Here is a 7,699-nt window from a genome sequence, read left to right as displayed (position 1 = left end):
ATGTCATGGCGGGTTTACCTCCTATATCCTTTATTTTGGTTGTTTGAGCAACACCAGTATAAAGGAGAGGTGCCCGCCTTTTTCATTATCTCTTTCACTTTACCTAAGTAAACGGAACGAAACTCTGGCCCATCTACAAATTCTTTTTATTTTACACTTTACAAAATTTTAAAGGTTTGATAACATTCCGAGCCAACAGTAGAAAAAAGTTTATAGAACTTGAGGAGGGACAGACGGTGTGTAACGTAGAGGCTATAGTTGCTCTTATTCTTATACTTGCGCTCATTATTAGATGTCGGTCCTATCCTCGGGCGACAGTTCTGTAACGTATGGGCTGTACAGAGGTCGGGACCTTAAGGTTCCGACCTCTTTTTTTATATCCATATATCCCGGGAAGATATAAGGAGTACTCCGTAGCTCAGATCACACATATCAAAACATGTCTGGAGGAAGCATTCGATGAACTTTTTGCTTGCGTTGTTGCCCATTGCAATAATTGTTGTCGGAATGGCAGGATTTAATTACCCATCAAAGGTTGTTGCGCCGATAAGCTGGATTGTAGCTCTCTTTTTCGGAAATGTTGTTTTTAAAACGCCTCTTATGAATTTGGCGCAGACGAGTTGGAATGGTTTTTTAGACGGAGTTCGTATTGTATGGCTTATATTTGCCGCCTTTACTCTTCTCATCGTTATGGTGGATTCAACGGCTATGGATTCCATAAAACGTGGTCTTTCAAAGGTTACAAGAGATAAAAGACTTATGGTCTTATTTTTAGCTATTCCCTTCGGAACCTTTCTTGAAGGAGCGGCAGGAGCAGGGGCTCCAGCTGCGTTGGCGGCTCCTTTTCTCGTTGGACTTGGTATGAACCCTGTCATTGCTGCGGCAGCCTGTCTTATCGGGAATTCATGTCCTGTAAGCTGGGGTGGAGCTGGTGTAACCACCGTTGTCGGATCTGGTGCGGCCGGCCTTGATTTCGTGCCAGTTTCCGTTATGACTGGTAAAATGATGTCGTTGGGATATATATTGCTCCCAATCCTGATCATTGGTTTTGTTTTTGGGAAAAAGGCTTTTAGAGGCATATGGAAAGACGTACTTGTTATGGGATTTGTTATGGGGAGCATAAACTTTACGATGAGCAACGTCTTTATTCCCGTTACAGAACTCACAAGCCTAATCGGTGGAATGGCAGGAACTTTTGTCTTTGGAGCGTATCTTTGGCTTCGAAAAAATGCTTCAGTTCCACAAGAATATGCGTTCTCTTCTCCAGACAACGATGAAACGTTACAAAATCCTCGTTTTAGTTTTCTTCGGTCTTTGTTGCCATACTTTATCTTAAGTATTTTGCTTGTAGTTGTACGGCTTTCTTTCTCATTAAAAACTCTCGTATCCTTCGGAGGCGGGTACACAGTTTGGGTGGGCTGTGTTGTTTTAACAAGCGCTTTCTTAGCATCTATACTATTGGGATACAGTAAGTTTTTCTTGGCATCTGCTCTTAAAGCTTTTAAGCGGGTAATCCCTGCTCTCATTTCAATGGGCTTGCTTTTGGCCATGGTCAATTGCATGAAACTTTCTGGGCAAATCAGCACTCTTGCTGTGACTTTTGCTACGATTGGCAGTTTGTTCTACCCTGCAGTTGCCGTACTTATCGGTCAAATAGGAAGTTTTGTTACAGGAACAAACCTCGGGTCAAATCTTATGTTTAATCCGTTGCATGTGGAAGCTGCAAAAAATCTTTCCATAAATGTGTTGCCTGTTGTAGCAGCTCAAAACACAGGTGGAGCTATTGGAAACATGATATGCCCAAATAACGTGGTGGCAGTGTGTGCATGTGTGGCTATATTGGGAAGGGAAGGAGAAGTTATGCGAAAAACACTTCTTCCATCTATCTGCTTTCTCTTTTTCTTTGGTTTCTTAGCCATGGTGTACACCTACGTAATTTTTCCTGCATGAGGAGGAGTATCAATGTATTCGTATACCATGAAATACGGAAAGGGGAACATCGATTTTTCTATCCCGCAGAAAAATCTTCTGGGGATTATCGATAGCGAACCAATCGAAAGTATCGGTTCTGAAGAGGAAATCATCGTTCAGGCTCTTGAAAATCCTATTGGATCTCCAAAACTTGGCGAACTCGTAAAACCTGGAGAGACAGTATGTATTATTGTTTCTGACATTACACGGGCTTGGCAGCGAATGTGGGTATATTTGCCCTTTATAGTCAAAGAACTTCGTAATGCAGGCATTCGCGACGAAGACATACTTTTTTTGAGCTCTACGGGAACTCATCGGGAACAAACTCAGGAGGAACACGCTCTTTTACTTGGCGAGGAACTTTCGAAAACGTTCGAGGTTGTCGATCATAAATGTCTAGATCATGACGATATGGTTCATATTGGAACGACTTCCTACGGGACTCCTGTAAAGGTGAATAAAAGGGCTCTAGAATGCGATCATATCATTGTTACTGGTGCCATTATTTATCACTTTATGGCTGGATGGGGAGGCGGTCGAAAAGGAATTTTACCCGGAATTTCTTCTTATGAAACCGTTATGGCCAATCACGCTTTGGCGTTAGATCCTGTTCCTGGTAATGGCCGAAATATGAACAGCAGACCAGGGAATTTTGAAAACAACCTTATGCATCTTGATATGATGGAAGCAGCGGCAATGGTCAAGCCAACGTTTATGTTTAACGTTATTCCTGGTAACGATGGAAAGATAGGTTTCGCCGTGGCCGGAGATTGGGAAAAAGCTTTCTACGAAGGGGCTAAGATTGTAGATAAGAAAGATGGCGTCGTTATTTCAGAATTGGGAGACCTTGTTATAGCGACAGCTGGTGGATATCCCAAAGATATCAACTTTTACCAGACATCGAAAACTATTTTTAATGCCATGGAAGCGGTTCCTCAAGGGGGATCTATTATCGTATTAAGTGCGTGCAATGAAGGATATGGTAACGATGAAGTCCAATTCATGCTCCAGAAGTTTCCAAATACAGCGGAACGAGAAAAGGAAGTTCGTCGAGAATTTACTATTGCCAAATATGTTGGCTACACCATTGGTTATGTTGCTGAAAATTGGGATTTCTATTTGGTTTCAGAAATGTCGCCTACAGAATTTGAAGGTACAGGTATTACTGTGGTTAAAAGCCTTGATGAAGCTCTTAACCAGGTTTATGATAAGCATGGTAATCAACTTAAGACATGGTTTATGCCTCACGGAGCAAATACCCTGCCAAAACTAAAAAAATAAGAACATAAGAGGAGGCTACTGTTCTCATAAAGCCTCCTCTTATTGTATGCATGAAGGAAAGTTTAATCTTTAGTGTATAATAAAAATACAAGGGAAGTAGCAGGGAGGTCTTATAAAAGGACTTGAGATCCGTGAATTTGGATTCTCTCGTTGAACAAATAAAAAACTATCTCTCAAATCTTGAAGATCAACCCTTTGAAGTTGTTGAGGCTCAAGATGCGAGTTATTGTATTCGTATAACTCCAGATATGTTGAAAGTCTACCTCGATTTATATCCCCCTTTAGGGAGTGGTTTACCTCTGAATCCCGAGGATGTTGTTAATGCATTACAGCAAGAAGGGATCCCGATTAATTCATACGATATGATTTATGAGCGTATAAAAAAATGCAACGAATCTGATATATGTTATGAAAACGACCTTCTCATTGCGGAAGGAACCCCTCCAACACCACCAACTCCAGGTAAGATAGAATTCCTTCAACCTATAGAAAGAGTACGACGCTACGATGAAGATGATCCTGCTGCGATAGATTGGAAAAAGCTCTGGGAGCTCCCAACTGTTGATGAAGGTGAGGAATTTGCACTAATTTCTCCTCCACATAGCGGAACTCACGGTATTGATATATATGGAAGAGAAATTCCACCAGAACCAGTAGAAGTGCTTCGATATTCCCTTCTTGATGGAGTGAGGGAGAGATTGATGATAGCGGTATAATTCATGTTTTCGCTACTCGAAGTGGGCAACCATTCTTTGATGGTGTTAATTTTGATGTTCTACCTATTTTGAATATACCTGGGAATGTGGATTTGCAGACTGGCGATATTGATTTTAAAGGGTCAATTGTAATACAGGGAATCATTAATGAGGGATTTAGTGTCCGTTGTTCAGGGGATCTTGTGATCTGTAACGGAATTTATAACGGACGTATTAATTCACTTGGACAGTGTATTGTCAGGAATGGAATTGTAGGTGAGAATTGCGTCGTTCGCGCTAAAGGTATAGTCCAGGCTGGCTATGTTGAGTATGCGACTGTTATTTCTGCGGAAGATATAGAAATTGCAGGTTATTCTCTTTTTTCGACTCTTAAAGCAAAGAATAAAATCATAGTAAAGGGTAAACGTTATCGTGGAATAATAGGAGGTACTGCCCACGCAGGGAGTGGCATAGATACAATTTCCGTGGGGTCTGTTATGGAGCCATATACCTATCTTCAGGTGGGAGTAGATCCTATTCTGGTAGAAGAACGAGAACGGAAAGATAAAAAGATAGAGGAGCTTTTATGGTTTAGAAATAGAATTGAACAGGCAATTTTATCTTTTACGTCGAATGATACCTCATTTGATATAGAAAATTTGTCTGAAAAAGAACGTCAAAAGCTTTTCATGCTCATACGGCAGATGAAAAGACTAGAGGAAACAGCAGAACAATTAAAAGTTTCAGTAGCAGAAATAAGTAAGGTACTGGATAGCGAAAGACAACATAATCCGCGTATCAAAGTTAGAAATGTAATTTACCCCAATGTAACAATTGGCATTTGGGAATCAGTTTTTAAAATCCAAAAAATAGATTCTTACTGTTCATTCTTTTATAACCGCCAACGTCGTGAAGTTGTTCGGGGAAGTTACTAATATAAAGGATGCAACTTCAAATAACGAATCAAAAAGGAGGGCAGAAACCCTCCTTTTATATATCATCTCTCCATAGAGGCATAGTAGAACATCGAGGTCCGCCGCCGCCTTTCACAAGCTCGTCAGCTTCTACTGCGACTACATCAATGCCGCCTTTTTCCAATGCCTTTATAGTGGCGATATTGCGATCCCAGATACAGACCTTTCCGGGTTCAAGATTGAAAGTATTTCCGCCTGAGCCGGCGCGTTGTTCTGCAAAAGCAACGGCTTCACTTTCATCTCCGCCTACTTTAATAATGCGTATTCCATCAAGATTCAACACTTTTTTAATAGCTCCGAAAAGTGAACTTTCACGTTTGACTCGAAGATGTCCCTGCTTTCCTCGAGTTATGTGAAGCACTGTAATTTTCTTTTCTATATATGGGAAGAAAAGAAACGCGTCATGATCTATCATATTTAAGAACATATCAACATGAACAGAAAGACCGATAGAATCGGTGGAGCTTAATCTCGGATTTTCAAACATGAGAGCAAGCACATCTGTTATTTCTCCATCAGCCATTGTCCGCTGGGCAATTTTTTCTATAGAAGCAGGATGTGTTCTTTCGTTAATGCCGATAATAAAGACATTACGGCTGTAACAGTGCACGTTTCCTCCTTCTACAGGTGTTGTATCGTCGGGGCTTTCTCCATACCATGTCTTAAAACTCAAATTTTTAAAATCAGAGTGATTTTTGAAGATAGCCTGAATACAATATGGTTCTTTGATACGGTCTCGGTTAAACATATTCCCATACACTATTCCATTTCCTAATATGGCAGCAGGATCTCGGGAATAGAGCACGTTTGACATCGGGAAAAGACACCACTCATTTTTATTATCTACCAGGTCAACAAGAGAAACTTCTCCTGTGGCTTTGTTGAGCTCTTCCTTTGTCATCCCAAAAAAAAGTTGGTCTACAAGTTTGGAAGCAGAGAGATCTAGAAGGTATTCTTCGAGTACCTCCATTGTTTGTGTCGTAATAAACTGGTGTTCCGTTTGTACTATTTGAGATACAAGGTCTTTTTTTACTGTTGATATAGAGAGTACTTTGCGTAAAAGATCTTCAAAAAGGTATACCTTTGCTCCAAAGCTTTCTACAGCAGCTACCCATTTCTTGTGTTCTTCTGCCGCTTTGTGCGGGCTTGGTACAGAGTCCCATGCAAGGGAACCAATGTTAAGAGGAGTGCATCTTTCAATGCCTTTCCCGGGGGGTTGCATAATAACTGCGCGTAGCTTACCAATTTCTGAGTTGACCTGAATTTTCATTCCTGTTATCTCCGTCCCTTTCTAAATGCAGTCAAAATTGGTGTAAAAATTGATCATGAGAAAGACTACCATTCTTTGTTTTTTTCGGCAATCAGAAAATGAAGCAATTTTATTTATCTTCATACCGTGGTATCCTTTTAATTTAATTCTATTCCCAAAAGAGGAGGAGGTAATATCTTATGAATCAAGAGCAGCTGAAGAAAGAAGTATGTAAAGCTATCGATAAAAGGTCAGAAGAAGTTGTTCGCATAGCTCAAGAAATTCTCAATAATCCTGAGTTGGGTTTTAAAGAGAAGCATACGGCCTCTATTGTAACTCACTTTTTTAATTCGCTGAAACTTCCGGTCAAAAGTAATGTCGCTCAGACGGGAGTTATTGCGTCATTAGAAGGAAAGGAAAAGGGACCGAATGTAGCTCTTATGGGAGAGCTCGATGCTGTCTCTACATATGGAAGTCCTTACGCCAACCCTGATACGGGCGCTGCTCATACCTGCGGACATCACTTGCAGGTAGCCATTATGCTTGCTGTTGCAGCTGCCTTTGTCGATGCTAATATCCAAAATTCTATAGCAGGAACGCTTACGTTTATGGGGGTTCCTGCAGAGGAGTATGTGGAGCTTGATTGGCGTCTCTCTCAGGTGAAAGAGGGAAAACTCCATTTCCTTGGTGGAAAGCAAGAAATGGTCTATCAAGGAATTTTTGATGACGTCCAAATGGCAATTATCACTCATGCTCTTGGAAATATGCCAGAAGCAGCGTTAGGCGTATGTAACGGATCGAACGGTTTTGTAGGAAAAACGATTCACTATATAGGGAAAGCGGCACATGCTGCGGCAACTCCCCATGAAGGAATCAACGCTCTTAATGCAGCCATGTTGGGATTAATGGGGGTACATGCTCTACGTGAAACATTCCGTGACGAGGATCATATCAGAGTACATCCCATCATTACCAAAGGTGGCGATACTGTAAACAATGTTCCTGCAGATGTTCGTCTTGAAGCTTATGTTCGAGGAAGAACTCCTGAGAGTATTGAAGACGCTCACAAAAAAGTAGACAGAGCCCTTCGAGCTGGAGGTGACGCCGTTGGCGCAAAAACAGAAATTCAGACCATCCCGGGATATCTTCCACTATCCTGTTCTTCCGAAATGAACGATATCTTTTTAGATAATTCGAGGCAGCTGATCTCGTCAGACAAGGTTTCTAATATAGGAGACTTTGCAGCATCTACTGATATGGGAGATATTTCTCAACTTATACCTTCCATACATGCCTTTATGGGAGGAGTAGACGGCACTCTCCATACGCCAGACTACAGAGTTGCCGATTATAACGCTGCCGTAATACTTCCTGCCAAAGCCGTTGCCATGACGATCATCGATTTAATGACAAATGGGGCGGAAAAAGCGGAGGGCATAATAGAACGTTTCAAGCCTTCTTTTACTATTGAAGAGTATATAAAACAACAAGAATCCTATTGGAATTGTCAATAAAGAATTAATTTTACT

Annotated in this window: 6 protein-coding genes; 5 read left to right on the top strand and 1 reads right to left on the bottom strand. The window is 41.1% G+C overall.

Annotated features, from left to right (window positions below; all coding sequences use genetic code 11):
* The first annotated feature begins 459 nt into the window (after positions 1–459).
* The 4 genes from VB083_RS10640 to VB083_RS10625 all read left to right on the top strand — a co-directional run bounded on the left by VB083_RS10640 (position 460) and on the right by VB083_RS10625 (position 4,882).
* Positions 460–1,950, top strand: a complete 1,491-nt coding sequence (locus tag VB083_RS10640; RefSeq protein ID WP_213690262.1) for an L-lactate permease — start codon at positions 460–462, stop codon at positions 1,948–1,950.
* 12 nt (positions 1,951–1,962) lie between these two features.
* On the top strand, positions 1,963–3,252 hold the full coding sequence (larA, locus tag VB083_RS10635) for a nickel-dependent lactate racemase (protein ID WP_213690261.1): 1,290 nt from the start codon (positions 1,963–1,965) through the stop codon (positions 3,250–3,252).
* A gap of 131 nt (positions 3,253–3,383) precedes the next feature.
* On the top strand, positions 3,384–3,968 hold the full coding sequence (locus VB083_RS10630; protein WP_323402043.1) for a flagellar assembly protein A: 585 nt from the start codon (positions 3,384–3,386) through the stop codon (positions 3,966–3,968).
* 68 nt (positions 3,969–4,036) lie between these two features.
* Entirely contained in the window at positions 4,037–4,882 is an 846-nt protein-coding gene (locus VB083_RS10625) for a FapA family protein (protein ID WP_323402042.1), read from the top strand.
* Positions 4,883–4,937: 55 nt separating this feature from the next.
* On the opposite strand, the gene VB083_RS10620 is transcribed toward VB083_RS10625, so the two are convergent.
* Positions 4,938–6,191, bottom strand: coding sequence for an arginine deiminase family protein (locus VB083_RS10620; protein ID WP_213699864.1), 1,254 nt, complete (start codon positions 6,189–6,191; stop codon positions 4,938–4,940).
* A 179-nt stretch (positions 6,192–6,370) separates the two neighbouring features.
* On the opposite strand from VB083_RS10620, the gene VB083_RS10615 reads away from it, so the two are divergent.
* Positions 6,371–7,684 carry an amidohydrolase gene (locus VB083_RS10615; RefSeq protein WP_213695881.1) on the top strand — a complete coding sequence of 438 codons (1,314 nt, stop codon included), beginning with the start codon at positions 6,371–6,373 and terminating at the stop codon, positions 7,682–7,684.
* Positions 7,685–7,699 lie beyond the last annotated feature (15 nt).

The organism is Aminobacterium sp. (assembly GCF_034926885.1).
In the GTDB taxonomy this organism is placed as follows: Bacteria; Synergistota; Synergistia; order Synergistales; family Aminobacteriaceae; genus Aminobacterium.
The sequence above is the reverse complement of the archived record's forward strand: the minus strand, read 5'-3'. Positions and strand labels throughout refer to the sequence as shown.

What these genes read in the sequence shown, in the direction of transcription:
- VB083_RS10640 (WP_213690262.1), top strand. Translation starts at nt 460, where the DNA reads ATGAACTTTTTGCTTGCGTTGTTGCCCATTGCAATAATTGTTGTCGGA.
- larA (WP_213690261.1), top strand. Translation starts at nt 1,963, where the DNA reads ATGTATTCGTATACCATGAAATACGGAAAGGGGAACATCGATTTTTCT.
- VB083_RS10620 (WP_213699864.1), bottom strand. Translation starts at nt 6,191, where the DNA reads ATGAAAATTCAGGTCAACTCAGAAATTGGTAAGCTACGCGCAGTTATT.
- VB083_RS10615 (WP_213695881.1), top strand. Translation starts at nt 6,371, where the DNA reads ATGAATCAAGAGCAGCTGAAGAAAGAAGTATGTAAAGCTATCGATAAA.